Origin of the sequence: Ramlibacter sp. MMS24-I3-19 (genome assembly GCF_050320135.1) — a bacterium.
In the GTDB taxonomy this organism is placed as follows: domain Bacteria; phylum Pseudomonadota; class Gammaproteobacteria; order Burkholderiales; family Burkholderiaceae_C; genus Ramlibacter.
This window is the reverse complement of sequence record NZ_CP190017.1, coordinates 241,397-264,170: the sequence shown is the minus strand read 5'-3', so window position 1 is coordinate 264,170 and position 22,774 is coordinate 241,397. Positions and strand designations below refer to the sequence as shown.

Here is a 22,774-nt window from a genome sequence, read left to right as displayed (position 1 = left end):
ATGCTGCATGGCCGCCCGCCTGACGAGCCCCCTCACGTCGCCCGATGGTGCCGCGGAGCAGTTCGTGCGCGGATTCGCATCCTGCCCCCACGGTGCTCACGAAGCCGGCCCCGCGCCCGCGCTGGACGGGCTGGCGCCCGCCCCTGAACCGCTTCCCGAGTTCCGGCTCACCACGGTCGTCCCGGGTGTCGCGGTCTCGATCGAACTCGGCGGCTTCGGCAAGCCCTGGTGATTGCCCCGCTAGCGGTGTTGCCCGTCGCGTGACGCGGGCGTGCGCCGCATCCACCGCTCGATCGCATCGAACAGCCATTGCAGCAGCAGTGCCAGCAGGGCAGCCGGCACGGCGCCCGCGAGCATGTACGCGGTGTCGTTGACGGCCAGGCCCGCCACGATGCGCTCGCCCAGTCCGCCGGCGCCGATGAACGTCGCGACCGTGGCGGTGCCGACGTTCAGCACCGCCGCCGTCTTGATGCCCGCGAACACGGTCGGCGCGGCCAGCGGCAGTTCGATGCTGCGCAGCACCTGGCCCTCGCGCATGCCGAGCGCCAGCGCGGATTCGCGCATGCCGGGCGGCAGGCTCGCCAGGCCCGCATGCGTGTTGCGCACGATCGGCAGCAGCGCGTAGACCGACAGTGCCAGCAGCGCCGGCACGAAGCCGATCGTGCCCACCAGCACGATCAGGAACGCCAGCAGCGCGAGCGACGGAATCGGCTGCACCACGCCGACCACCGCGAACAGCACCGCGGCGAGGCGCGGCCTCCGGTGCGCCAGCACGCCGACCGGCACGCCGACGGCGACCGCGACGGCGAGCGACGCGAAGACCAGGGTCAGGTGCTCGCGCAGAAGGCGCGGCAGGTCTGGCGCGAACAACCGGTCGAGAAAACCGGGGCGGCGCGCAGGCGCGGCCGCGGTCATGGCGCTCCCACCATTGCGGCGTGACGCGAGGAAGTCGCGCGCGACTTCCTCGAACGAACGGCCGTCCAGTTCGACCGCGGCGTTCATCGCGCGCATCGCGTCCTCGTCGATGCGACCCGCGAGCGCCGCCGACAGCACGCGCGTGTCCACCTGCTGGCGCATCAGCAGCACGGCGTCGTAGCGCGGGAAGAAGCTGCGGTCGTCGCGCAGCACGCGAAGGTGCAGGCGCTGGATCTGCGCGTCGGTGGTGTAGGCATCCACCACGTCGACCTGGCCTTGCGCCAGCGCCTGGTACGCGAGCCCGTGGTCGAGGCCGCTGCCGGGCACGAGCCGCAGGTCGTAGGCGCGCTGCAGGGCGCCCCAGCCGTCGGCGCGCACCAGGAACTCGTGCGAGAGCCCCAGGCGCAGCGGCGCCTGCGTGCGCGCCAGGTCGGAGATCGAGGCAATGCCCAGGCGCGCGGCGACGTCCTCGCGCATCGCGAGCGCATAGCTGTTGTTGAAGCCGAGCGGCACGCCCGCCTTCAGCCCGCGGGGCGCCAGCCAGGTGTTCAATTGATCGAGCGAGGGCGAGCCGGCATCGCTGCGCTGGAGCAGTTCGCGCACGACGGTGCCCGTGTACTCGGGATACAGGTCGATGCTGCCGTTGGCGAGCGCCTGCTCCATCACCGCCGTGTTGCCCAGCCCCTGCCGGTGCACGGCCGGCGTGCCGGCGTCCACCAGCACCTGCCGCACGACCTCGCCGAGGATGTAGCTCTCGGTGAAGCGCTTGGAGCCGACCACGACGGGCGCGGCAGCGGAAACGAGTGAGACGCCCGCGAGCAGGACGGCGGCGAGCGCGCGCCGGTGCCAGGCCTGGGGACCAACCGTGGGTGCGCTCATGGGCGTGCAGTGTGCACGCGCGGCAGGGCGCGTGCGGTGCTCAGGGCGCGCGCCGCATCGCTCAACCCTTCACCAGTCCATCGACGGCCTGCACCATCGCGTCTCGTGCCTGCTCCACGATCTGCTCGCGCCATTGGGGCGTGTCGGTGTAGAAGGCCTCGAGCATCTGCCGGTGGATCTGCGCAGCCAGCTCGGCCGGGGCTTCGGGATGCTGGTCGAGCCAGTGGTCGGCGCGCAGGGCCTGCAGCACCTGCAGCAGCGGCTGGGTGCCGTACTCGAGGGCGATGCCTGTGTATTCGGCCTGCGGGCACTCGTCGAGGATGCACGACCACATCATCCCGGTGAGCAGGGCCGAGGTGGACGAGCCGTCGTAGATGGAGGTCACCGGCGTGCTGCCGCCACCGTCCCACCAGCGGCGGGCGCGGGCGATCTGCGACGCGTCGTCCGGACCGGCGTAGATGCGCTCGCCGACGCCGTTGGGTCCCAGGCCGGTGTGGAAGTCGATCCACGCGATGCGCGCGGCACGGCGCCCATGCGCGCGCAGCACTTCGCGCAGGGTGCGGTTGCTCCACGTGGCCTCCCGATCCCGAAGTACATCCCGGTCGGGAAGTCGTGCTGGCCGCTGCTGATGGCCGCCTGGTAGGCCGCCGGCCCATGGCGCCCCAGCCACTCCGCCAGCTTCTGTTCGTTGGCGGGCTCGGGCGGCCAGGTAGCCGGGAACAGCAGCGGATGGAGCTCGGCGTAGCGCGGGTTCCCGGGCAGCGGCGCCTCGAAGTCGTGGAAGTTGCGGTTCAGGTCCACGTTCTCGTGCGTGGTGCGCCGCAGGTGCGAGAAGCCGTAGGGATTGAGCCCGTGGATGTAGAGCACCGCGACGCTGCGGCGTCGCGCGTACTCGCGCCAGGCGGCATCGTTGAGCGCGGCCACCTGGATGCCGCTGCCGCAGAAGCCCTCGACGCCATGGCAGGCGCTGGACAGGATCAGCAACGTGGGGGCATTCGGGTCGCCGTCGCGCGCGACGTCCATCGCGAGGTCCTCGCCGTCGCGGCCCTTCCCGGGATGCAGCTTCGATTCCACCAGCAGGCCCGCGGCCTGCGCCGACTCCAGGAAGCGCTCGCGGGCCTGCGCGTAGCTCGCGGAGAACGCCTGCTCCAGCGGCATCAGCGCCCCCGCGCCAGCCAAGCCTCGGCGAGGCGCACCCAGTACGTGGCGCCCAGCGGGATCAGGTCGTCGTTGAAGTCGTAGCTGGGGTTGTGGATCACGCAGGGGCCAGCGCCGTGACCCATCTCGCGGTGGCTGCCGTCGCCGTTGCCGATGAAGCAGTAGGCGCCGGGCTTGGCCTGCAGCATGTACGCGAAGTCCTCGGCGCCCATGGTGGGTTCCTGCGGCGTCACGTTGGATTCGCCCACGATCGACACCATCACCTGGCGCGCGAACTCGGCCTCGGCCACGCTGTTGACGGTCGGCGGGTAGTTGCGCACGAACTCGAACTCGCACCTGGCGTCGTGCGCGGCGCACACGTGCTCGGCCACCTGCTGCATGCGCTTCTCGATCATGTCGAGCACCTCGGTGGTGAAGGTGCGCACGGTGCCCTGCAGCTCGCAGCTGTCGGGCACGACGTTGGTGGCCTCGCCGGCATGGATCATGGTCACCGAGATCACGCCCGCGTCGACCGGCTTCTTGTTGCGGCTGATGATGGTCTGGAACGCCTGCACCATCTGGCACGCGACCGGCACCGGGTCGATGCCGTTGTGCGGCAGTGCGGCGTGGCTGCCCTTGCCGCGGATCGTGATCTTGAATTCATTGGACGACGCCATCACCGGCCCGGGACTCACGGCGAAGCTGCCGGCCGGCGAGGCCCAGTTGTGCATGCCGAACACGGCTTCCATCGGGAAGCGGTCGAACAGGCCGTCCCTGATCATCTCGCGCGCGCCGCCGCCGCCTTCCTCCGCCGGCTGGAAGATCAGGTACACGGTGCCGTCGAAGTTGCGGTGCTTCGCGAAATGCTGGGCCGCCGCCAGCAGCATCGCCGTGTGGCCGTCGTGGCCGCACGCGTGCATCTTGCCGGGGTGCTTGCTGGCGTGCGGGAAGGTGTTGAACTCCTGCATCGGCAGCGCGTCCATGTCGGCGCGCAGGCCCACGGCCCGGTCGCTGGTGCCGTTCTTCACGATGCCCACCACGCCGGTGGTGCCCATGCCGCGGTGCACCGGAATGCCCCATTCGGTGAGCCTGGCGGCCACCACGTCGGCGGTGCGGTGCTCCTCGAAGCAGAGTTCGGGATGGGCGTGCAGGTCGCGGCGGATGGCGGCGATGGTCGCCGCCTGGGTGACGATGGAATCGAGGATGTTCATGGGGAGCGCTGACTTCGGGGGAGGAGAGGCAGTCTAGCCCTGCCCGGCGGGGCAGGGCATGAGGGGTTCTCCGCGACAGCTCGGCTGTTACCACCCGGCGATGGCGAACACTTTGGTCCGCATCGCCCCCGTGTGCCGTCCTGTCTAGAACGCCTGCCAGTCGTCTGTGCCGGTGCGGGCCAGCGGGACGGACGTGGTCGCCGCTCTCGTCTTCGAGGCAACCTGCATGGCACGTGGCGACGGATGCGCCGGCTGCGGCATCGGGCTGTTCGAGGCCTCGTGGCCGCCGGTGCGGAACACGGCCACGGCGCCGACGAGCTGCTGCGCCTGGGCCTTGAGGCTGTCCGCGGCAGCAGCGCTCTGCTCGACGAGCGCGGCGTTCTGCTGCGTGACCTGGTCCATCTGGTTCACCGCGTCGCCGATCTGCGCAACGCCCTGGCTCTGTTCGCGGCTGGCCGCGCTGATCTCGCCCATCAGGTCGGTGACGCGGCGGATGCTCTGCACCACCTCGTCCATCGTGGCGCCCGCCTGGTCGACGAGCTGGGTGCCCTGTTCGACGCGTTCCACGCTCGTCGTGATCAGCGACTTGATTTCCTTGGCGGCGTCGGCGCTGCGCTGGGCCAGCGTGCGAACTTCGGCCGCGACCACGGCGAAGCCGCGGCCCTGCTCGCCGGCGCGGGCCGCCTCGACGGCAGCGTTGAGCGCGAGGATGTTGGTCTGGAACGCGATGCCGTCGATCACCGAGATGATGTCGGCGATCCGGCGGCTGCTCTCGTTGATGCCCTTCATGGTCTCGACGACCTGGCCGACCACGTCGCCGCCGCGGGCGGCGACGCTGGAGGCGCTCATCGCCAGGCCGTTGCCCTGCTCGGCGTTCTCGGCGTTCTGGCGCACGGTCTCGGCCAGCTGCTTCATCGACGCGGCGGTCTGCTGCAGGGCGCTGGCCTGCTCCTCCGTGCGGCTGGACAGGTCGTTGTTGCCCGAGGCGATCTCGCTCGACGCCAGCGCGATGGAATCGGTGCTGCTGCGCACGTTGCCCACCATCTCGGCCAGCCGGTCACGCATGGTGCCGATCGCGAACATCAGGCTGCGGTCGTCGCCGGCGGCCAGCGGCACGTCCACCGCGAGGTTGCCGTTGGCGATCTGCATCGCCGTGTCGGCCGCGTGCGCCGGCTCGCCGCCGACGGAGCGCTCCACGCTGCGGATGATCAGCAGCACCACGGCCGTCAGCGCCAGGCCGATCACCGCCAGCAGGGCCAGCCCGCGCAGCAGGTCCCGGCGGAACAGCGCGTCCAGGTCATCGACGTACAGGCCGGTCATCGAGGTCCAGGCCCAGGGCTTGTAGGCGGCGTCATAGGCGATCTTGGACACCGGCTGCTTCTCGCCCGGCTTGGCCCACAGGTAGGAGGTGAAACCGCCGCCCGCGGCCGCGACCTTCAGCGCGTCGACGTAGACCTGAGCGCCGTCGGGATCCTTGAACGCGGCGACGTCGGTGCCTACGAGTTCGGGCTTGAACGGGTGCATCAGCACCCTCCGCGCGTCCAGCATGGTGAAGTACCCCGAGGAGCCGTAGCGCAGGGCCTGGATGCGCGCCAGCGCCTGGGTCTTGGCTTCGTCCAGCGGCAGCTTGCCGGCCGTGGCCAGGCCGTCGTACTCCTTCGCGATGGACATGGCCATGTCGGTGACCGCGACCAGCTGGGCCTGGCGCTCGGACATGCGCAGCGAGCGCTGCTGGTGGATCGTCTGGGCCATCACGGCCAGGAGGCACAGCCAGCTGAGGACCAGCGGCAGGACCAGTTTGGTGCGGAATGAGAGTTGCATGCGGCCTACCTTCGGCGCGGATGGGCGGGACTTGAGCTGGATCAAGTCCGCGCGCGCTCGGCAGAATGGCGCCATGACCCAGGACTCCCGGCCTTCCCCTCGCGCGCTTGGCCTGGCGCAGGCGCTGGTGCGAATGGACACCGTCAGCGCCAACAGCAATCTCGCGCTGATCCACTTCGTGCGCGACGAGCTCGCGAAGCTGGGCGTGAAGTCGCGCCTGACGTTCAACGCCGAACGCACCAAGGCCAACCTGTTCGCCACGCTGGGCGAGGGCAAGCCGGCCGGCGTCATCCTGTCCGGCCACACGGACACCGTGCCCTGGGACGGGCAGGACTGGTCGGCCGATCCGCTGTCGGGCGAGGTGCACGACGGCCGCCTGTATGGCCGCGGCTCCGCCGACATGAAAGGCTTCATCGCGATCGCGGTCGCCCAGGCCGAGGCCTTCCTCGCCAGCGATGCGCCGTTCGCGGTCCACCTGGCGTTCAGCTACGAGGAGGAGATCGGCTGCTTCGGCGTGCGCGAGCTGATCGCCGACATGCGCGAGGCGGGCGTGAAGCCGCTGGCCTGCATCGTGGGCGAGCCCACGAGCATGGTGCCGGCCATCGCGCACAAGGGCGTCTACCGCTACAAGTGCTGCGTGCGCGGCAAGGAGGCGCACTCGTCGCTGACGCCGCAGTCGGTGAACGCCATCGAGATGGCGGCGCGCCTGGTGGGCAAGGTGCGCGACATGGCCGAAGGCTTCGAGCGCGACGAACCGCGCTACGAGGGCTTCGACGTGCCGTTTTCCACCGCCAGCGTGGGCCAGTTCCACGGCGGCATCGCCGACAACGTGGTGCCGCGCGACGCCGAGTTCCGCTACGAGTTCCGCGACCTGCCCACGGCGGATGCGCGGGCGATGCAGGCGCAGGTGGAGGCGCATGCGCGCACGCTCGAACCGGCGATGAAGAAGGTGGCGCCCGACGCGGGCTTCCGCTTCGAGACGATCTGCGAGATCCCGAGCTTCCTCGGCTCGGCGCAGGACCCGGTGACGCGGCTGGCGCAGCGCCTGTCAGGCGAGCAGCGCACGACGCTGGTTGCCTTTGGCACCGAGGCCGGGCTGTTCAAGAACGCCGGGATCCCGACAGTGGTGTGCGGGCCCGGCAGCATCGTCCAGGCGCACCAGCCGGACGAGTACGTCTCGCTGGAGCAGCTGGCGCGCTGCGAGGCCTTCATGCGCGGCCTGGCGGCCACGCGCGAGCTGGGCTAGGAGCGCCAGGGCCCCGGCCCGGCATTCGTTCAGCGGCTGGTGGCGGGGGCGCCGTTCGTGCCGGCGGCGCCGGCCTCCGTGCTGCCGGTGCTGGCCTCGCCGCCCTTGGGCAGCTTGCTGGAGATCTTGTCGCCGGTGCTGCGCATCGCGTTGGCGGTCTTGTGGCCGGCCTTCTTGGCGACGTTGGTGCCCTTCTTGGCGACGCGCTTGGTGGCCTGGGCCGGGCGCGATTTCTCGGCGCGCTCGACCACGGCCGGCGTCTTGCCGGTCGACTGGTCGACCGCGGTTTCGGCGGGGCGGCCGCCGGTGGCCGGGTCCGTGCCCTTGGACGTCGAGTTCTGCGCCTGCACCGGCAGGGCGGCGGCGAAGGCCAGGGCGATGGCGGCGCCAAGGGCGCGCGGGATGGCTTTGTTCATGTCGGTCACTCCCGATGTGTGTGTGAAGGATGTCTCGCAGTATTGCGCCGGCCTCGGCGGCTGTGGGCCCGTCGGGGCGGCTCTTGGGCCGTTCCTACACGGGTTTCCGTGGCACGACTACAGCGCCAGCTCTACCGTTCCCATGGATGGGCAGCACTGCGGCCGAGGGGGCGGGCAGGGTCCCTGCGGAGGAGCGGGCTTGCGGACGCCCGGTACCATGTTGGCTGCCACCCCGTCGGGACGGACGGCTCGCCCGGAACCGCCCGTCTCCGTGGCCATCCAAGGACTTGCTTTGAGCGCCGGCACTCTTTCCCCCGCCATTCCCGCAGCCACCCGCGAGGTGCTGGGCGCGTGCCCGCACGACTGTCCCGACACCTGCTCGCTCGTCACCACGGTCGAGAACGGCGTGGCGGTGAAGGTGCACGGCAATCCCGCGCACCGGCCCACGGCCGGCGTGCTCTGCGCGAAGGTCTCGAAGTACACCGAGCGCACCTACCATGCAGAGCGGCTGCTGCAGCCGCTGCGCCGCGTCGGGCCCAAGGGCTCGGGCCGCTTCGAGCCGGTGACATGGGATGTCGCGCTCGATGACATCGCCGCGCGCCTGAAGGCGATCGCCGCGCGCGATCCGCAGGCCATCCTTCCCTACAGCTACTGCGGCACCATGGGCCTGGTGCAGGGCGAAGGCATGGCCGGCCGCTTCTTCCACAAGCTCGGGGCTTCGCTGCTGGATCGCACGATCTGTTCCACCGCCGGCGGCGTCGGCCTGTTGCACACCCTCGGCGCGAAGGTCGGCATGCAGGTGCAGTTCTTCACCGAGGCGCGCCTGATCCTCATCTGGGGCAGCAACTCGATCACCAGCAACCTGCACTTCTGGCGCCTGGTGCAGGAGGCCAAGCGGCAGGGCGCGAAGCTGGTGTGCATCGATCCGCGCCGCACCGAGACGGCCGAGAAGTGCCACGAGCACCTGCAGATCCTGCCCGGCACCGACGCCGCGCTGGCGTTGGCGCTGATGCACGAACTGGTGGTGAACGACTGGCTCGACCACGACTACATCGCGCAGCACACGCTGGGCTGGGAGGCGCTCCGCGAACGCGCGCTGCGCTGGACGCCCGAACGTGCGGCGGCCGTGTGCGGCATCCCGGCGCAGCAGATCCGCGACCTGGCGCGCGACTACGGCACCATCAAGCCGGCCGCGATCCGCCTGAACTACGGCATGCAGCGCGTGCGCGGTGGCGGCAACGCGGCGCGTGCCGTGGCCTGCCTGCCGGCGCTGACCGGCGCATGGCGCCATCGCGCCGGCGGCGTGCTGCTGTCCAGCTCCGGCTGGTATCCGGTGGATCGCGCGGCCCTGCAGCGTCCCGACCTGCTGGCCGGGCGCACGCCGCGCACGCTGAACATGATCACCATCGGCGACGACCTGCAGCGGCCGTCGTCGCCCGCGTTCGGCCCGCAGGTCGAAGCGGTGGTTGTCTACAACTGCAACCCGCTGGCCGTCGCGCCCGACTCGGCCCAGGTGGCCGCGGGCTTCGGCCGGCCCGACCTGTTCACGGTGGTGCTGGAGCAGTTCCAGACCGACACGGTGGACTACGCCGACTACGTGCTGCCTGCGACCACGCAGCTCGAACACTGGGACCTGCACACCGCCTACGGCCACACCGACGTGCTGCTGAATCGGCCGGCCATTGCGCCGGTGGGCCAGGCCAAACCCAACTCGCAGATCTTCCGCGAGCTGGCCGCGCGCATGGGCTTCGACGATCCCTGCTTCGCCGACACGGACGAGCAGATGTGCCGCCAGGCCTTCGGTGACCGCCTGGACTTCGGGCAACTGCTTGCCAATGGCTATGCGTCCCTCCCGATCGCCGATGCGCCGTTCGCGGAAGGCCGGTTCCCGACGGCCTCGGGCCGCTGCGAATTCTTCAGCGCCGAACTGGCACGCCGCGGCCTCGACGGCCTGCCCGACCATGTGCCGAACCACGAAGCGGTCGGCAGCTCGCCGCACTATCCGCTGGCGATGATCTCGCCGCCGGCGCGCAACTTCCTCAACTCCACGTTCGTGAACCTGCGCAGCCTGCGCGACATCGAGCGCGAGCCGGTGCTCGAGATGCACCCCTCCGACGCCGAGCCGCGCGGCATCGCCGACGGCGACGTGGTGCGCGTGTTCAACGACCGCGGCGAGTACCACTGCAAGGCCGAGGTGTCGCCGCGCGCGCGGCCCGGCGTGGTGAACGGCCTGGGCATCTGGTGGCGCAAGGACGGCCTGCGCGGCACCAACGTGAACCAGCTCACCAGCCAGCGGCTCACCGACCTTGGCGGCGGCCCGGTGTTCTACGACTGCCTGGTGGAAGTGCAGGCGGCGTGAGGCGGGGCTGGCTGGTGGGATCGCTGTTCGGATCCGTCGTCGTCGCGGCCTCGGTGCTCGCGCTGTCCGGGTGCTCCAACCTGGGCTACTACTGGCAGTCGGCCAGCGGCCACATGCGCATGCTGCAGGCCGCCAGGCCCGTGCAGGATTGGCTGGCCGACGGCCACGCGCCGCAACGCCTGAAGGACAAGCTGGCCCTCAGCCAGCGCATCCGCGCGTACGCCTCCAGCGAACTGCTGCTGCCCGACAACCCGAGCTACCGCCGCTATGCCGACCTGCAGCGCAGCGCGGTGATCTGGAACGTGGTGGCGGCGCCGGCCTACTCGCTCAAGCTCAAGACCTGGTGCTTCCCGGTCACCGGCTGCGTAGGCTACAAGGGCTACTTCGACGAGCGCGAGGCCAGGTCCGAGGCCGAGCGCGCGCGGGCCGAGGGCTACGAGGCCGCGACCTATCCGGTGCCCGCGTATTCCACCCTCGGCTGGATGAACTGGGCCGGCGGCGATCCGCTGCTGAACACCTTCATCAACTATCCCGAAGGCGAGCTCGCGCGGATGATCTTCCACGAGCTGGCGCACCAGGTCGTCTACGTCAAGGACGACACCATGTTCAACGAGTCGTTCGCCACCGCGGTGGAACGCCTGGGCGTGGAGCGCTGGCTGCAGACGCAGGCAAGCGAGAAGGCGCGCGAGGACTATGCGCGCTACAACGCGCGCCGGCTGCAGTTCCGCGCGCTGACGCAGGACACGCGCAAGCGCCTGCAAGCGGTGTACGCCGACCTGTCGCTCACCGACCCGGTGCGCGAGGAGCGCAAGCAGGAGCTGCTGGCGCGCTTCCGGGCCGGCTACCGGGAGATCCGTGCCGGCTGGAACCTCGATCCGGCGCGACTGCGCCTCACCGACCAGTGGGTGGCGCAGGCCAACAACGCCTCGTTCGGCGCGCAGGCCGCGTACGACGACCTCGTGCCCGGCTTCGAGGCGCTGTTCGCCTCCGTGGGCGGCGACTGGAAGCGGTTCTACGCGGAAGCGAAGCGGCTCGCCGAATTGCCGAAGGCCGAGCGCCAGGCCCGGCTGACAACGACCAAGGATTCCTCCCATGCCTGACATCCACATCGAACGCAGCCACGCCCTCGGGCTGCCCAAGGCGCGCCAGCTGGCGTTCCGCTGGGCCGAGACCGCGGAGCAGAAGTTCGACATGGAGTGCACGTACGAGGAAGGCAAGGAGTCCGACGTCCTGAGCTTCACGCGGTCGGGCGTCAACGGCGAGCTGAAGGTCACCGCCACGACGTTCGAGCTGCATGCCCGGCTGGGATTCCTGCTCGGCGCGTTCAAGGACCGCATCGAGACAGAGATCGTGAAGAACCTCGACGACCTGCTGGCGCAGGAGAACCCGCTGGAGGCGTTCGACCAGGCCCTCGCGGATCGGGAGTCCCGGCGCGCCCGGCGCGCGAAGAAGGCCTGACAGCCGGCACCGTCCGCGCAGCGCTGCCATCAAGGATCCAAGGCACATGGACACATCGACGCCTGGCCCGCTGGCCGGCCTCAAAGTGCTGGAGCTGGGGCAGCTGATCGCCGGCCCCTTCGCCGCCAAGACGCTCGCCGACTTCGGCGCGGACGTGGTCAAGGTCGAGCCACCGGGCGGCGGCGACCCGTTGCGCAAGTGGCGCCTGCTGAAGGACGGCACCTCGGTGTGGTGGCAGGTGCAGTCGCGCAACAAGCGCTCGGTGGCCCTCGATCTGAAAGAGCCGGCGGCGCAGGACATCGTGCGCAAGCTCGCCGCGGAAGCCGACGTGCTGGTCGAGAACTTCCGCCCCGGCGCGATGGAAGGCTGGGGGCTGGGGCCCGACGCACTGCTCGCCGCCAACCCGCGCCTGATCGTCCTGCGCATCAGCGGCTATGGGCAGACGGGCCCTTACCGCGACCGGCCGGGGTTCGGCGTGGTGGCCGAGGCCATGAGCGGCCTGCGTCATCTCACGGCCGAGCCGGGTCGCGTGCCCGTGCGCGTGGGCGTGTCGATCGGCGACACGCTGGCGGCGCTGCATGGCGTGATCGGCATCCTGCTCGCGCTGCATCACAGGCATGCGACTGGCAAGGGGCAGGTGATCGATGTCGCGCTGTACGAAGCCGTCTTCAACTGCATGGAGAGCCTGCTGCCCGAGTACAGCGCGTTCGGCGCGGTGCGCCAGGCCGCAGGCAGCGCGCTGCCCGGCATCGCACCGACCAATGCCTACAAGTGCAGCGACGGCGGCTATGCGCTGGTCGCGGGCAATGGCGACAGCATCTTCCGGCGCCTCATGGGCGTGATCGGCCGGCCAGACCTCGCTGCCGATCCGGCGCTCGCGACCAATGACGGCCGCGTGGCGCGCGTCGCTGAACTCGACGCCGCGATTGGTGCATGGACCGGGCGCCACACGGTGGACCAGGTGCTGGCCGCGCTCGACGAGGCCAAGGTTCCGGCCGGCCGCATCTACACCGTCGCGGACATCGCGGCCGATCCGCACTACAAGGCCCGCGGCATGCTCGAGGAGGTGCGCATGGACGACGGCAGCAAGCTGCTGGTGCCCGGCATCGTGCCCAAGCTGTCGCTCACGCCGGGCGGCCATCGCCGCAACGCGCCGGCCCTGGGGCAGGACACCGACGCGGTGCTGCGCGAGGTGGGCCTGACCGAGGTGCAGATCCAGGCCCTGAAGGACCGCGGCGTGGTGTCGAACTGACCTTGACGGCCTAGCGCAGGCCCGTGAGGTAGTTCGCGAGGTTGTCGATGTCCGCGTCGGTGAGATTCTTCGCGACGCTGGTCATGTTGCCGGCGTCGTTGGTGCGCTTGTGGTCCCTGAAGTCCTTCAGCTGCTGCACGATGTACTCGTACTTCTGCCCGGCCACGCGCGGGATCTCGTTTTGGCCCATGAAGCCGCCCAGGTGGCACATGGTGCACAGCGTCTCGTCGGCCTTGGCCTTGCCGGCGCGCGCCTTGGTCTCGTCCACCTTGTAGTCGGACGGCTTCAGGGGCTTCGAGGCGAAGTAGTTCGCGACGTTGATCATGTCGTCGCGCGACAGGTTGGCCGCCATCGGCGTCATCTGCGGATTGCTGCGCCGCCCCTCCTTGAAGTCCTTCAGCTGGACGTAGAGGTAGCGCCAGGTCTGCCCCGCCAGTGCCGGGAACTGGCCCGACGGCGGATTGCCGTCGGCGCCATGGCAGGCGGCGCAGGTCTTGGCGACCTGCTCGCCTGCGGCGAGATCCTGGGCGTGGACCGGCGACAGGGTCACGCAGGCGATGGCCGCAGCCAGTAGGTGCGATGTGCGGAAGGGAAGCGACATGGTGAACGGAACTCCTGGAAACGAGACGGGCGCCGAAGCGCCCGCCGGACTGGTGCGATGCCCGCTCAGCTGGGCAGCGCGAACACCACCATGGTGTTGCCGCGCTTGAAGTCGATCTGCGTGTTGCCGCCGCAGCCCATCGCCACGTACTGCTTGCCATTCACTTCATAGGACACCGGCATCGCGTTGGCACCCGCGCCGCAGTTGAACTCCCAGAGCTTCTCGCCGGTCTTGGCATGCAGTGCGCGGATGAAGCCGTTGCCCTCGCCATAGAAGACGAGATCGCCCGCGGTGGCCAGCACGCCGCCGATCAGGGGCTCGGCGGTGTCGAACTTCCAGGCGACCTTGCCGCTGTCGATGTCGACCGCGGCCAGCCGGTCCCACTGCTTCTCGCCCTCGATGCTCTTGAAGGCGCCGCCCAGCCACAGCTTGCCGCCGGGATACGGCGAGGTCTCGACCTGGTACGTCATCGGCTGGTGCAGGTTCATCGCATAGGCGAGCCGGTACTGCGGATTGAACGCCATCGGCGACCACTCGACGCCGCCGTTGGCGCCGGGCAGCATGCGTGCGCCGGTGGGCGTGGGCAGCACCCACATGTTCTCCTGCGGGATCATGGCTTCGCTGAAGCGAATGAGCTTGCCGTCCTCGCGGTTGTGCACGTAGACGTGGCCGGTCTTGCCGCCGTGGATGATGCCGGGGACCGTGCGGCCGGAGGCGTCCTTCACGTCGACCAGGATCGGCGGGCTGACCGCGTCGAGGTCCCACACGTCGTGCGCGATGTACTGCGTGTGCCACTTGTACGCGCCGGTGTCCAGGTTCACCGCGACCAATGAATCGGTGTAGAGGTTGTCGCCGGGCCGCACCGCGCCGTACAGGTCGGGCGAGGGGTTGCCGACCATGAAGTAGATGGTGCGCGTCTTCAGGTCCACCGCGGGGTTCATCCACACGCCGCCGCCGAGCGTCTGGTAGAACGAGCTGTCGCGCGCCAGCGCCGCCTTCTCGGCCGCGATGTCGCGGTGCATGTCGCGGCCCGTTGCATCGTTCACCGCCCACACGCCCTCATGGCCCTTCTCGGGGATGGTGTAGAAGGTCCACAGCAGCTTGCCCGTGCTGGAGTCGAACGCCTTCACGAAACCGCGGATGCCGTACTCGCCGCCGTTGGTGCCGATCAGCACCTTGCCGTCGACCACCGTGGGCGCCATCGTCTCGCTGTAGCCCTTCTCGGGATCGGCGATCTCGGTCTCCCACAGCACCTTGCCCGTCTTCGCGTCCAGCGAAACCAGCTTCGCGTCGAGCGTGCCCATGAACACGCGGCCGCCCTCGATGGCCACGCCCTTGTTGTTCGGGCCGCAGCAGAAGGTGGTGATCGGCCCCATCTTGTGCTTGTAGTGCCAGAACTCCTTGCCCGTCGTCGCGTCGAGTGCGTAGACATGGTTGAAGGCGGTGGTCATGTACATCACGCCATCCACGACGATGGGGGCTGTCTCCATCGACTCGCGCACCTCGGTCTGGAACATGAACGCGGTTCGCAGGTTCTTCACGTTGCCGGCGTTGATCTGCTTGCCCGGGTAGAAGCGCATCTGGGCATAGCCGCCGTTGGTGTGCAGCCAATCCTTTGACTGCGTGTCCGCCGCGCTGAGCGCGCCCTGCGTGACGTTGATCGACTTGCCGACGTCCGCGGCGGCGCCGGCCTTGTTCTTCTGGATCTCGTCGTCCGCGCCGAAAGCCAGGCTGCAGGCGGCACAGAGGGCCGCGATGGCCGCGACGCGGCCGGGAACCTCGAATGAACGCATGGTGGTCTCCTTTGGTGGCTGGGTACTTCTTCTGCTAGCCGCAACTGCCTTGGCTGTGCTAGAAAAACATTCAAGTCCCGCCACCGGATCGCCTCCTCAGTGAAAACCCGGGGGCTCCGCAGAGATTCTCAAAAATGACCACACGCACCTCTTCCGCACGCTGGCTCATCCTCATGGTCCTGTGCACCTTCGCCCTCAGTGCGGCGGCGCAGAAGGGGGCGGACCAGATCAACGTCAATGGGCAACTGGTGCTCGCGGCGAAGTTCGGCAATACCGGTCGCGTGGCCACGTTGCTGAAAGAGGGCGCGGCCGTGAACTCGCGCGACCGCAACGGCGACACGCCGCTGAACATGGCGGCGGCCAAGGGCAACACCGAACTCGCGATGCTGTTGCTGCAGGCCGGCCCGGACGTGAACCTGCCGAACCTCTCGGGTGTCACGCCGCTGATGGCCGCGTCGTTCGCCGGCAAGCCGGACATCGTGCAGGCGCTGCTGGCGGCCGGCGCACGCACCGAGCCGCAGGATCGCGTGAAGAAGACGGCCGCCACCTATGCGGCGGCGCAGGGATGCACGCAGTGCCTGGAGGCGCTGTCACGCGCCGGCGCGCCACTGGACGTGCGGCTGGACGGCGGGCTCACGCTGCTGATGTGGGCGGCCGGCTATGGCCGCGATGAGACGGTGCGCTACCTGCTGCAGCACGGCGTCGATCCGGCGCTGCGCGACGCGCGCGGCAAGACGGCCGAGGACATCGCGCGCGAGAACGGACACACGGCGGTGGCACAGGCGCTGCGGCGGTAGGCTGCGCAAAACCCAACATCCGGACGCAGAGGACGCGAAGGTCTCGCAGAAGACGCAAACAAGTCAGGAAGACAATGAAGCGAAGGTTTGCAGGTGAGCGTGGTTTTCGCTCCTGCATTCACCTTTCAATGTTTTCTTTTGCGTCTTCTGCGGAACTTCTGCGTCCTCTGCCTCCGGATGTCCGCATTCAGCGGCGCTTCAACCGCCGCCGACCTCAGCTCAGCGACTGGATCAGGTCGACGTACTGCTGCTTCGCGTCGTCCTGCGACGTGCCCTTGAGCGCGTTCCATGCGTCCCACTTGGCGCGGCCCACCATGTCGCCGAAGCCGGGCTTCTTCTCGGTGACGTCGCCCGTCGTGGCCTGCTTGTACAGGCCGTAGATCTTCAGCAGCGTCTGGTTGTCCGGGCGCTCGCTGAGCTTCTTGGAGTTGGCGACGGCGGCGTCGAAGTCGTCTTGCAGGGCCATGGGATCCTCGAGAAAAGTTCGGCGGATCTTAAGGCCCCGCGCCGTCACACCACGGTCTTGTGCCGCTGGATGCAGGTGTCCAGCGTCTCGGTCGCCTCGCGCTGCCACCAGTCCTGGGTGGAGAAGATCTCCACCTCGCTGTACCCGGCGAAGCCCTGCGCTTCCACCCAGCCGCGGATGCGCGGGATGTCGATCACGCCGTCGCCCATCATCCCGCGGTCGTTGAGCAGGTCGCGCGTGGGCGTGAGCCAGTCGCAGACATGGAAGGCCAGCAGGCGGTCCCTGCCGGCGCGCGCGATCTGCTGCTGCAGCTTCGGGTCCCACCACACGTGGTAGATGTCGACCGCGACACCGAGCGCGCCGGTGCGCTGCGGGTCGAGGGCGTCACAGAGGTCGAGCGCCTGCTCCATGGTGTTGACGCACGCGCGGTCGGCGGCATACATCGGATGCAGCGGCTCGATGGCCAGCGGCATCTTCACGGTGCGCGCGTAGTCCAGCAGGCGCGCGATTCCGTCTTGCACCTGCGAGCGTGCGAGGGCGATGTCCTTGTGCGCCGCCTTGCCGGCCAGCGCGCCGGGCAGGCCACCGACCACCAGCACCAGGCACGCCGCATCCAGCTCGCGCGCCTCGTCGACCGCGCGGCGGTTGTCGTCGTGCGCAGCTTTCAGGCCGGCGGCATCGGCGGCCGGGAACATGCCGCCGCGGCAGTAGCCCGAGAGTTCGAGGCCATGCGACCTCACCAGCTTCGACACGGTGGACAGGCCGGCGGCCTGCACCTGGTCGCGCCAGGGCGAGATGGCGCGCACGCCGCGCGCCGCGCACAGATCGAGGATCTGCGGCAGCGGCACGTCGGCGCCGCGGCTCTTGCGAAGTGTGGCCGTGTTGATGGAGAGCCAGCGATGGTCTTGCGAAAAATCGCGCATGTGTCCGTCCGGAAGGGTGTCATTGCGGGCTTGACCCGCAATCCAGGACCGCGTCCGATCGGCCGCCGTCGCTGGATCCCGGGTCAAGCCCGGGATGACAGGTTTGAATCACTCGACTCCGTGCAGTGCCAGCAGCGCCTTCATCCGCTTCACGGCAAGCTCCGGCTGCTCCAGCAGATGCGCCGCATCCGCCAGGCGGAACAGCTCGGCCAGGTGCACCAGGCTGCGCGTGCTCTGCTGGCCGCCCACCATCGTGAAGTGCGTCTGGTGGCCATTGAGCCAGGCCATGAACACGACGCCGGTCTTGTAGAAGCGGGTGGGCGCCTGGAAGATGTGGCGCGACAGCGGCACGGTCGGACCGAGGATCGCGTGGAAGCGTTCCAGGTTGCCCTGCGCCAGTTCACCCAGCGCGGCGCTCGCGGCCGGGGCGATGGCGTCGAAGATGCCCAGCAGCGCATCGCTCCTGCCGTGCGTGGGCTCCTGGCCGAAGCCGTCGCCCGCGATCAGCTCGGCGTAGTTGAAGTCGTCGCCGGTGTACATGCGCACGCCCGCGGGCAGGCGCCGGCGCATCGCGATTTCCTTGTCCTTGTCCAGCAGCGAGATCTTGATGCCGTCGACCTTCGACGGATGCGCGGCGATCACGCCCAGCGCGGTGTCCATCGCGGCATCGACGCTGGCGCTGCCCCAGTAGCCGGCGAGGGCGGGATCGAACATCTCGCCCAGCCAGTGCAGGATCACCGGCTGCTTCGCCTGCGACAGGATGCGGCCGTACACGCGCTCGTAGTCGGCGGGCGACTTCGCGACGCGGGCCAGCGCGCGGCTGGCCATGACGATCAGCTTGCCGCCGAGCTTCTCGATGGCGGCCATCTGCTCCTCGTAGCCGCGGATCACGTCGTCGACCGACTTCACGTCGTCGATGGCGAGGTGGTCGGTGCCGCAGCCCGAGGCGACCAGCGCACCGGGAACATCACGGGCCGCGTCGAGCGAGCGGCGAATGAGGTCGAGCGAGGTCGGCCAGTCCAGGCCCATGCCGCGCTGTGCGGTGTCCATCGCTTCCGCGACGCCGAGGCCCAGGGACCACAGGCGCTGGCGGTAGGCGATGGTGGCGTCCCAGTCGAGCGAAGCCTCGAGCCAGGGATTGATCGCCGCGCGCGGATTGGCCACGACGTGCGCCGCCGAGTAGGCGATGCGGTTGAACGTCACGCCCTTCTTCGGCTGCACCGGCGTCTGGCCGGTGAGCGTGTACGGCGCGAGTTGGCCGTCGGCGCGGGGCAGGGTGATCGTCAGTGCCATGGGTCGGGCCTCAGACGTTCAGCGGCGGAACGTCGACGAAGCGGCGCTCCTTCCACGACTGCAGCGCGGCCTCGACCAGCTGCACGCCCTTCGCGCCTTCGGGCAGCGTCCACTTGTACGGCGCGTCCTCGACGACGTGGCGGATGAAGTGCTCCCACTGGATCTTGAAGCCGTTGTCGTAGACCTGCGAATCCGGCACTTCCTGCCACTGCTCGTAGAAGTTCATGGTCTGCTTGACGTCCGGGTTCCAGACGGGGCGCGGGGTGGTCACGCGGCTCTGCGCGCGGCATTCCTGCAGGCCGGCCACCGCCGAGCCGTGCGTGCCATCGACATGGAAGGTCACCAGGTCGTCGCGACGCACGCGCGTGGCCCAGGACATGTTCAGTTGCGCGATCACCGGCTCGCCGTTGTGGCCCACCAGTTCGGCGATCGCATACGCGGCGTCGTCGGCAGTGGCCTTGTACGGCTTGCCGTCCTCGTCCCAGCGCTGCGGGATGTGCGTGGCGCCCAGGCAGGAGATGGACTTCACCTCGCCGAACAGGTTGTCCAGCACGTAGCGCCAGTGGCACATCATGTCCAGGATCATCCCGCCGCCGTCCTCGGCGCGGTAGTTCCAGCTCGGACGCTGGATCGGCTGCAGGTCGCCCTCGAACACCCAGTAGCCGAACTCCAGGCGCAGCGACAGCATGCGGCCGAAAAAACCGGCGCGGCGCAGCATGTCCAGCTTGCGCAGGCCCGGCAGGAACAGCTTGTCCTGCACCGCGCCGTGCTTCAGGCCGGACTTCTTCGCCGTCTCGGCGATCTGCATCGCTTCGGCCAGCGTGGTGGCGATCGGCTTCTCGCAGTACACGTGCTTGCCGGCGCGCAGTGCCTTGGCCAGCAGGGTGGGGCGCATCTGCGTGGTGCCGGCATCGAAGAAGACGGTGTCGTCCTTGTTCGCCAGCGCCTTGTCCAGGTCGGTGCCCCAGCGCTCGATCTTCTGCGAGCGGGCCAGCGCCTCGATCTTCTCGGCGTTGCGGCCGATCAGGATCGGGTCGGGCATCACCTTGTCGCCGTTGGAGAGCGTGACGCCACCCTGGTTGCGGATGGCCACGATGGACCGGATCAGGTGCTGGTTCATGCCCATGCGTCCGGTGACGCCGTGCATGATGATTCCGAGGCGCTGGGTAGCCATGTGGATCCTTAATTAACTGGTTGGTGAATTATAGAAAAGGAGGTGCTGCTCGCAAGCTCGGCCTTGCAGGTCTCAGTCGTGCAGCAGGTAGCCCAGGATCACGTCCGTCATGTGCGACAGGCGTTCGCTGCGGGCCTTGGGGGAGAGCAGGTCGCGGCCGAAGATGGCCGACAGCGTGTAGCTGTTGGACAGGTAGAAGTACGCCATGCCGGCGATCGACACGTATAGCTGCACCGGGTCGACGCCACCGCGGAAGCTGCCGTCGCGGCGGCCGCGTTCCAGCACCGCCGCCAGCGTCTCGATCAGGGGCGAGTTGAGTTCGCGGTCCGCTTCGATTCGACCAGGTGTCGCGCCTTGTGCAGGTTGGCGCTGTTCAGCAGCGTGAGGAACTCGGGGTGCGCGAGGTAGTAGTCCCAGGTGAAGCGCACCAGGCGGCGCACGGCGTCCACGGGTTCCACTTCCAGCAGGTTCAGCTGCTGCTCCGCCGCGCGGATGTCGCGGTACGACTGTTCCAGCACGGCCTGGAACAGCGTCTCCTTGTCGGCGAAGTAGTAGTAGATGAGGCGTTTGTTCAGGCCCGCGCGTTCGGCGATGCGATCGACGCGGGCGCCGCCCAGACCGAACTCCGCGAACTCGTCGCGGGCGGCAGCAAGGATGGCGGCCTGCGAGCGTTCGGCATCGCGCAGGCGCTCGTCGCCCGCCGCGGGAACGGGCTCACGGCGCGGCGCGCGCGTGGGACGTACGGCGGCTCCGCTCATGCTGCGGCACCTCCCAGCGGCTGCATCGCGGCGAAGTCCGGCATCGCACCGCCGGCGTAGCCCGGCGTCGCCTGCAGCGAGCCGAGCGCGATGCGGCCATCGCGGATCGCCAGGCGCACGGCGCCATGGCTGCGCTCGTACAGGTCCGCGTGCGCCTGCAGGAACGCTTGCTGCTCCGCGGCCGGCAAAGCCGCCATGCCGTTGACGTAGTGGTGGCCATTGCGCTCGACGTGCCCGATGCCGAGCAGGTTCACGAGCGCCAGGTCCTGCTGCACGGCCAGGCCCGCCTGCGTGGTGAGGTCCTCGGCCGAGAGGAAGTAGCGGCTGTCGCCTTCCTCGCGATTCCAGGCGGCACAGCGCGCGGCATTGAGGATGGAGCGGTACACGCCCTTGCAGGTCTTGGACGAGACACCCGCATAGCCACGGGCGCGGGCGCGCACGAACGCATCGAGCTCGCCGTCGGACTCGTCGATGATCACCAGCTTGCCCAGGTCGGCGCCACGCAGGTCGGCATCGAGGGCCAGCTTGCGCGCGATCGGCTGCTCGATGAAGGCTGTCGACGACCACAGGCGCGCCAGGCCGGGCGTGGCGCGAATCGCCGCGACCAGTTCGGCGACGCCGGCTGCGGACTCGTACTGCTCGTTGCCGTCCAGCGAGACGAAGTACGGGTGCGTGCTGCGATCCAGCACCGCCGCGATCGCGTGCAGCCGCGCGAGGTCGGCCTGCACCTGGCCGCCGACCTTGAGCTTGAACCAGCGATGGCCATAGGCGGCGATCACTTCCTCCAGCGTCTCGGGCAGGCCGTCGTTCACGCGCTCGTGCAGGTCGGCCGCCGTGATCGCATCGAGCATTCCGACCGTGTGGCGGGCCTCGATCGTCGGTGCGGGACGCAACGACGCCAGCAGGCCGGCGATGTCCAGGCCGTCGAACTGCGGATGGCTGCGGTCGACGCCGGGCAGGTTGGCCTGCATCGCGGCAGCGAACGGGATGCGGTACAGGCGGCACAGCGCGTCGAGCACCGCGCGGTCGACCAGCGCCGGGCCGTAGCTGGCCAGCAGCGGATTGAAGCCGTGCGTGGCGCAGACGGCCTGGTGCGCGTCGTGGTGGCGCGCGAAGTGGCCGAACGCGGTGGCGGGCGTGGGATCGCCCAGGTAGGCATCCCGCGCGATGCGCAGCACGGTGCGCAGCTGGTCGAAATTGTCCTCGTTGGTCAGCTGCAGGTTCTTGTCGAACCACTTGGGCGCCATCAGTTCGGCGGCCGCTCCCCAGGCACTGTGCCCGTCGGCCGTCTCGACGTGCGCGCGCACGAACGCTTGCGGCGCCTCGCGCAGCGTGACCACGCCGAAGCGGAACGGCAGTCGCAGGTGCACCGGCCGCTCGAACATCTCGATCGCGCGGATGCGGACGTGGGGCGTGTCAACCATGGGCCTGCACGCCTTCCAGCACGCCTCGCAGGTAGCCGATTGCGCGAGCCGCGCAACCAGGACCATCGGGCAGGTAATCGAAGGGCTCGACGGCGATGACCTCGCCGTAGTGGCCCTGCCGCTGCATCGCCAGCAGCGATTGCAGGATGGGCGCGAACTGCATCTCGCCCTGGCCGGGACCACGGCGGTTCGGGTCGTTCACCTGCAAGTGGCCGATGTGGCCGGTGGGCAGCCAGCGTTCCATGAGCGCGGGCACGGACTCATGCTCGGTCTGGCCCGCCGCGCTGCAGTCGATCATGGTCTTGAAGGCGGGCGAGCCGATCTCCTGCACCATGCGCACGCCGTCCTCGACGGTGTTGAGCAGGTCGGTCTCGCGCCGCGCGAGCGGTTCGATGCAGTACGTGACGCCGCAGGCCTGCGCGCGCGTCGCCGCACGTGCCAGGCACTCGCGTGCACGCTCCCAGGCCTGTACAGCGCTGCTGCCGGGCGGCACCGAGCGCTGCTTGGGCGAGCCGTGCACGAGGTAGGTGCCGCCCATCGCGGCGCACAGTTCAACCAGCCGCTCCATCACGGCCGTGGTGCGGTGGCGCAGCGTCACATCCTCGCTGACGATGGACAGGCCCGCCGGCGCCACCAGCAGCCAATGCAGGCCGGTGATGGCGAGACCCTGGTCACGGGCAATGCGCGCATGCGTGGCGGCTTGTGCGTCGGTGATGCGCAGCGGATCGTCGGCCAGCGTGAACGGCGCGACCTCGAGCCCGTCGTAGCCCAGGTCGGCCGCCAGCGCGCACTGCTGCTCGAACGTGAGCGGCTGCAGCACCTCGTTGCAGAGGGCGATCTTCATGCGAGGC

General features: G+C 69.4%; 19 protein-coding genes and 2 pseudogenes. 7 read left to right on the top strand and 14 right to left on the bottom strand.

Going from position 1 to position 22,774, the window contains the following annotated elements:
• Nucleotides 1–7: 7 nt before the first annotated feature.
• Complete coding sequence (locus ACPWT1_RS01335) at nucleotides 8–232, top strand: hypothetical protein (protein ID WP_427913644.1); 225 nt, start codon at nucleotides 8–10, stop codon at nucleotides 230–232.
• 8 nt (nucleotides 233–240) lie between these two features.
• Here ACPWT1_RS01335 and ACPWT1_RS01330 read toward each other — a convergent pair whose 3' ends face one another.
• The 4 genes and pseudogenes from ACPWT1_RS01330 to ACPWT1_RS01315 all read right to left on the bottom strand — a co-directional run bounded on the left by ACPWT1_RS01330 (nucleotide 241) and on the right by ACPWT1_RS01315 (nucleotide 5,963).
• Nucleotides 241–1,794 carry a glycine betaine ABC transporter substrate-binding protein gene (locus ACPWT1_RS01330; protein WP_427913643.1) on the bottom strand — a complete coding sequence of 518 codons (1,554 nt, stop codon included), beginning with the start codon at nucleotides 1,792–1,794 and terminating at the stop codon, nucleotides 241–243.
• Nucleotides 1,795–1,855: 61 nt separating this feature from the next.
• Nucleotides 1,856–2,952 (bottom strand): annotated as a pseudogene (locus tag ACPWT1_RS01325) (M14 family metallopeptidase).
• Nucleotides 2,952–4,142, bottom strand: coding sequence for a M20 aminoacylase family protein (locus tag ACPWT1_RS01320; RefSeq protein ID WP_427913642.1), 1,191 nt, complete (start codon nucleotides 4,140–4,142; stop codon nucleotides 2,952–2,954). Before ACPWT1_RS01320 ends, ACPWT1_RS01325 begins: the two are co-directional and overlap by 1 nt.
• A gap of 144 nt (nucleotides 4,143–4,286) precedes the next feature.
• On the bottom strand, nucleotides 4,287–5,963 hold the full coding sequence (locus ACPWT1_RS01315; RefSeq protein WP_427913641.1) for a methyl-accepting chemotaxis protein: 1,677 nt from the start codon (nucleotides 5,961–5,963) through the stop codon (nucleotides 4,287–4,289).
• 73 nt (nucleotides 5,964–6,036) lie between these two features.
• Here ACPWT1_RS01315 and argE point away from each other — a divergent pair, with 73 nt between their 5' ends.
• On the top strand, nucleotides 6,037–7,209 hold the full coding sequence (gene argE, locus ACPWT1_RS01310; RefSeq protein WP_427913640.1) for an acetylornithine deacetylase: 1,173 nt from the start codon (nucleotides 6,037–6,039) through the stop codon (nucleotides 7,207–7,209).
• Between the two features lie 29 nt (nucleotides 7,210–7,238).
• Here the strand turns inward: argE and ACPWT1_RS01305 are convergent, their stop codons facing one another.
• On the bottom strand, nucleotides 7,239–7,625 hold the full coding sequence (locus ACPWT1_RS01305) for a hypothetical protein (protein ID WP_427913639.1): 387 nt from the start codon (nucleotides 7,623–7,625) through the stop codon (nucleotides 7,239–7,241).
• A 292-nt stretch (nucleotides 7,626–7,917) separates the two neighbouring features.
• Between ACPWT1_RS01305 and ACPWT1_RS01300 the strand changes: the two genes are divergently transcribed.
• Genes ACPWT1_RS01300 through ACPWT1_RS01285 form a run of 4 tightly spaced genes read left to right on the top strand, consistent with a single transcriptional unit; the run spans nucleotide 7,918 to nucleotide 12,694 of the window.
• Nucleotides 7,918–9,984, top strand: a complete 2,067-nt coding sequence (locus ACPWT1_RS01300) for a molybdopterin-containing oxidoreductase family protein (RefSeq protein WP_427913638.1) — start codon at nucleotides 7,918–7,920, stop codon at nucleotides 9,982–9,984.
• Nucleotides 9,981–11,084 carry an aminopeptidase gene (locus tag ACPWT1_RS01295; protein WP_427913637.1) on the top strand — a complete coding sequence of 368 codons (1,104 nt, stop codon included), beginning with the start codon at nucleotides 9,981–9,983 and terminating at the stop codon, nucleotides 11,082–11,084. Before ACPWT1_RS01300 ends, ACPWT1_RS01295 begins: the two co-directional genes overlap by 4 nt.
• A complete protein-coding gene (locus ACPWT1_RS01290) occupies nucleotides 11,077–11,442 on the top strand; it encodes a polyhydroxyalkanoic acid system family protein (protein WP_427913636.1) in 366 nt (121 codons plus the stop codon). The genes ACPWT1_RS01295 and ACPWT1_RS01290 overlap by 8 nt, the downstream gene beginning before the upstream one ends.
• A 46-nt stretch (nucleotides 11,443–11,488) precedes the next feature.
• On the top strand, nucleotides 11,489–12,694 hold the full coding sequence (locus tag ACPWT1_RS01285; protein ID WP_427913635.1) for a CaiB/BaiF CoA transferase family protein: 1,206 nt from the start codon (nucleotides 11,489–11,491) through the stop codon (nucleotides 12,692–12,694).
• A gap of 10 nt (nucleotides 12,695–12,704) precedes the next feature.
• Here ACPWT1_RS01285 and ACPWT1_RS01280 read toward each other — a convergent pair whose 3' ends face one another.
• Both ACPWT1_RS01280 and ACPWT1_RS01275 read right to left on the bottom strand, forming a co-directional pair.
• On the bottom strand, nucleotides 12,705–13,295 hold the full coding sequence (locus ACPWT1_RS01280; protein WP_427913634.1) for a c-type cytochrome: 591 nt from the start codon (nucleotides 13,293–13,295) through the stop codon (nucleotides 12,705–12,707).
• 65 nt (nucleotides 13,296–13,360) lie between these two features.
• On the bottom strand, nucleotides 13,361–15,088 hold the full coding sequence (locus tag ACPWT1_RS01275; RefSeq protein ID WP_427913633.1) for a pyrroloquinoline quinone-dependent dehydrogenase: 1,728 nt from the start codon (nucleotides 15,086–15,088) through the stop codon (nucleotides 13,361–13,363).
• Between the two features lie 134 nt (nucleotides 15,089–15,222).
• Between ACPWT1_RS01275 and ACPWT1_RS01270 the strand changes: the two genes are divergently transcribed.
• Nucleotides 15,223–15,885 carry an ankyrin repeat domain-containing protein gene (locus tag ACPWT1_RS01270; protein ID WP_427913632.1) on the top strand — a complete coding sequence of 221 codons (663 nt, stop codon included), beginning with the start codon at nucleotides 15,223–15,225 and terminating at the stop codon, nucleotides 15,883–15,885.
• Between the two features lie 214 nt (nucleotides 15,886–16,099).
• Here ACPWT1_RS01270 and ACPWT1_RS01265 read toward each other — a convergent pair whose 3' ends face one another.
• The 7 genes and pseudogenes from ACPWT1_RS01265 to ACPWT1_RS01235 form a co-directional block, all read right to left on the bottom strand.
• Nucleotides 16,100–16,351: an acyl-CoA-binding protein gene (locus ACPWT1_RS01265; RefSeq protein ID WP_427913631.1), complete on the bottom strand. Its 252-nt coding sequence runs from the start codon at nucleotides 16,349–16,351 to the stop codon at nucleotides 16,100–16,102.
• 44 nt (nucleotides 16,352–16,395) lie between these two features.
• Nucleotides 16,396–17,274 (bottom strand): sugar phosphate isomerase/epimerase family protein, encoded by an 879-nt coding sequence (locus tag ACPWT1_RS01260; protein ID WP_427913630.1) that lies wholly within the window; start codon nucleotides 17,272–17,274, stop codon nucleotides 16,396–16,398.
• Between the two features lie 108 nt (nucleotides 17,275–17,382).
• Nucleotides 17,383–18,567 carry a dihydrodipicolinate synthase family protein gene (locus ACPWT1_RS01255; RefSeq protein ID WP_427913629.1) on the bottom strand — a complete coding sequence of 395 codons (1,185 nt, stop codon included), beginning with the start codon at nucleotides 18,565–18,567 and terminating at the stop codon, nucleotides 17,383–17,385.
• A 10-nt stretch (nucleotides 18,568–18,577) separates the two neighbouring features.
• A complete protein-coding gene (locus tag ACPWT1_RS01250; protein WP_427913628.1) occupies nucleotides 18,578–19,741 on the bottom strand; it encodes a Gfo/Idh/MocA family protein in 1,164 nt (387 codons plus the stop codon).
• Nucleotides 19,742–19,813: 72 nt separating this feature from the next.
• Nucleotides 19,814–20,499, bottom strand: a pseudogene (locus ACPWT1_RS01245) (TetR family transcriptional regulator).
• A complete protein-coding gene (locus ACPWT1_RS01240) occupies nucleotides 20,496–21,923 on the bottom strand; it encodes an enolase C-terminal domain-like protein (protein WP_427913627.1) in 1,428 nt (475 codons plus the stop codon). Before ACPWT1_RS01240 ends, ACPWT1_RS01245 begins: the two are co-directional and overlap by 4 nt.
• Nucleotides 21,916–22,767, bottom strand: coding sequence for a sugar phosphate isomerase/epimerase family protein (locus ACPWT1_RS01235; RefSeq protein ID WP_427913626.1), 852 nt, complete (start codon nucleotides 22,765–22,767; stop codon nucleotides 21,916–21,918). The genes ACPWT1_RS01240 and ACPWT1_RS01235 overlap by 8 nt, the downstream gene beginning before the upstream one ends.
• Nucleotides 22,768–22,774 lie beyond the last annotated feature (7 nt).

Bases quoted from the DNA above. Each gene is read 5' to 3' on its own strand.
- ACPWT1_RS01275 (WP_427913633.1), bottom strand. From the start codon at position 15,088: ATGCGTTCATTCGAGGTTCCCGGCCGCGTCGCGGCCATCGCGGCCCTC.
- ACPWT1_RS01320 (WP_427913642.1), bottom strand. From the start codon at position 4,142: ATGAACATCCTCGATTCCATCGTCACCCAGGCGGCGACCATCGCCGCC.
- ACPWT1_RS01280 (WP_427913634.1), bottom strand. From the start codon at position 13,295: ATGTCGCTTCCCTTCCGCACATCGCACCTACTGGCTGCGGCCATCGCC.
- ACPWT1_RS01240 (WP_427913627.1), bottom strand. From the start codon at position 21,923: ATGGTTGACACGCCCCACGTCCGCATCCGCGCGATCGAGATGTTCGAG.
- ACPWT1_RS01235 (WP_427913626.1), bottom strand. From the start codon at position 22,767: ATGAAGATCGCCCTCTGCAACGAGGTGCTGCAGCCGCTCACGTTCGAG.
- ACPWT1_RS01315 (WP_427913641.1), bottom strand. From the start codon at position 5,963: ATGCAACTCTCATTCCGCACCAAACTGGTCCTGCCGCTGGTCCTCAGC.
- ACPWT1_RS01290 (WP_427913636.1), top strand. From the start codon at position 11,077: ATGCCTGACATCCACATCGAACGCAGCCACGCCCTCGGGCTGCCCAAG.
- ACPWT1_RS01335 (WP_427913644.1), top strand. From the start codon at position 8: ATGGCCGCCCGCCTGACGAGCCCCCTCACGTCGCCCGATGGTGCCGCG.
- ACPWT1_RS01255 (WP_427913629.1), bottom strand. From the start codon at position 18,567: ATGGCACTGACGATCACCCTGCCCCGCGCCGACGGCCAACTCGCGCCG.
- ACPWT1_RS01250 (WP_427913628.1), bottom strand. From the start codon at position 19,741: ATGGCTACCCAGCGCCTCGGAATCATCATGCACGGCGTCACCGGACGC.
- argE (WP_427913640.1), top strand. From the start codon at position 6,037: ATGACCCAGGACTCCCGGCCTTCCCCTCGCGCGCTTGGCCTGGCGCAG.
- ACPWT1_RS01270 (WP_427913632.1), top strand. From the start codon at position 15,223: ATGACCACACGCACCTCTTCCGCACGCTGGCTCATCCTCATGGTCCTG.
- ACPWT1_RS01330 (WP_427913643.1), bottom strand. From the start codon at position 1,794: ATGAGCGCACCCACGGTTGGTCCCCAGGCCTGGCACCGGCGCGCGCTC.
- ACPWT1_RS01260 (WP_427913630.1), bottom strand. From the start codon at position 17,274: ATGCGCGATTTTTCGCAAGACCATCGCTGGCTCTCCATCAACACGGCC.
- ACPWT1_RS01305 (WP_427913639.1), bottom strand. From the start codon at position 7,625: ATGAACAAAGCCATCCCGCGCGCCCTTGGCGCCGCCATCGCCCTGGCC.
- ACPWT1_RS01285 (WP_427913635.1), top strand. From the start codon at position 11,489: ATGGACACATCGACGCCTGGCCCGCTGGCCGGCCTCAAAGTGCTGGAG.
- ACPWT1_RS01265 (WP_427913631.1), bottom strand. From the start codon at position 16,351: ATGGCCCTGCAAGACGACTTCGACGCCGCCGTCGCCAACTCCAAGAAG.